Source organism: Jiangella rhizosphaerae, assembly GCF_003579925.1.
GTDB classification, from domain to species: domain Bacteria; phylum Actinomycetota; class Actinomycetes; order Jiangellales; family Jiangellaceae; genus Jiangella; species Jiangella rhizosphaerae.
In genome coordinates this window covers 1-1,615 of the sequence record NZ_QUAL01000239.1, presented here as the reverse complement: position 1 = coordinate 1,615, position 1,615 = coordinate 1, and the positions used below count along the sequence as shown (strand labels likewise).

Genomic DNA, 1,615 nt, shown 5'->3' with positions numbered 1-1,615 from the left:
GTCGGCCTCGGCGCGGTACTCGGCGGCGCTGCGCGGCCGGTCGGGCAGGACGGCGCGGGCGCGGCCGTCGGCGCGGCGGGCGAGTGGTCCGGCCCGGAGGATGACGAAGGCGGCGAACGCGACCGCGATGGCCACGACGATGGCCAGCCCGAGCCGGCTGGACAGCGTGCCGGTGGCGGCGTCGAGGATGCGGTCGACCTGCTCGGCGAGCCAGCGCAGCACCCTCGTGACGATGGGGGTGTCGCGCTCGTAGGACGGGTCGGAGAGCTCCTGCCGGGCGAGGTCGCGGGCCTCGTCGCGGCCGAGGTCGACCGGGACCGACGCCGCGATCACGGCGCGCCCGGTGGCGCTCCGCTGCCGCCGCGGCCGTGCAGGTCGACGCCGGCCGCGCGGGCCAGCTCGAGGTCGAGGCCCTCGCGGCGGATGCGCCGGTCGATGTACAGCAGGGCCGTGGCCGCCGCTGCGAACGGCGCCGTGATGGTGGCCGAGATGATGCCGGCCAGGGTGTTCAGCACGTACCACGTGACGGGGTCGTCCGCGGCGTTGGTGCCGAGCATCGACGGGACGCCGAACGGCACCGCCACGACCTGCCCGATGAGGAACGTGATGATGAGGATCAGCAGCAGGATCGCGAAGACCCGCCACCACGACGTCCGTACGAGCGTCGCCGACCGGCGCAGCGACTCGAACACCCGGATCGGCCGCGACGCGCCGTCCGCCGTGGTGGTCTCGAGCATGAGCGCCGGCGTCGACAGCGCGTAGCGCACGTAGAGCCAGATCGTCACCGGAATGGCGGCCAGGCCGGCGAGCCCGAGCAGCACGGCCGCCGCCGCACCGCCGAGCGCGACCGCCCCGATGCCGAGCAGCAGCACGACGATGGCCGGGCTGAGGTAGATGATCGTGTAGAGGAAGGTCAGCCCGAGCAGCCGCGGCAGCCGGCCCTTCGACTCGCGCCACGCCTCGCCGATGCTGAGGTCGCGGCCCAGCACCGCCTGGCCGACCACCACCGTCAGCACGCCGGTCAGGAACACCGTCGCGACGACCGTGACCAGCCAGCCGATCAACGCCGCCGGGACGCCCCGGGCCAGGGTGTCGAGCGCCTCGGCATCGGAGAGACCCAGGTCGGGTTCGGTGATCGCCTCGCCGAACACCCAGGCCAGCAGCGCCGCGGAGACGATCTGCGTCGCCGCCGCCACGATGGCGGACAGGCCGAGCATGGCGGCGAGGTTGCGCCGGATGGTCGTGATGGCGCCGTCGAGGATCTCGGTGACCCCGAGCGGGCGCAGCGGGATGACGCCCGGCTTGACGTCGGGCGCCCGCCAGCCCGAACCGGGGACGGAGGACCAGGCGCCGTAGCCCGGCTGGCCGTATCTCGGCTGCCCGTAGCCGCCGCCCTGCCCGCCGCCCTGGGCGGGACCGCCCTGGCCTCCTGGGTCGGCCGGCCCGCTGTAGGTAGGCCCGGCGGGCCGGTCCCAGCCGCCCTGCTGACCCGGCGACGGCTGCTGCCATCCGTGCTGGGCGCGCGACTGGTCCCAGCCGCCGGAGCTCCACCCGCCGGCCGGGCCGCCTGGAGCGGCGCCGCCCGGTTGCTGCGGCGACCAGCCCGGGTACGGCG

General features: G+C 75.5%; 1 protein-coding gene and 1 pseudogene. Both read right to left on the bottom strand.

Annotated features, from left to right (window positions below):
• Positions 1–333 (bottom strand): annotated as a pseudogene (locus tag DY240_RS22750) (DUF4129 domain-containing protein); the annotation flags it as partial.
• A partial coding sequence (locus DY240_RS32280) for a hypothetical protein (protein ID WP_119662079.1) occupies positions 330–1,615 on the bottom strand: 1,286 nt, incomplete at its 5' end. The gene DY240_RS32280 and the pseudogene DY240_RS22750, both read right to left, overlap by 4 nt.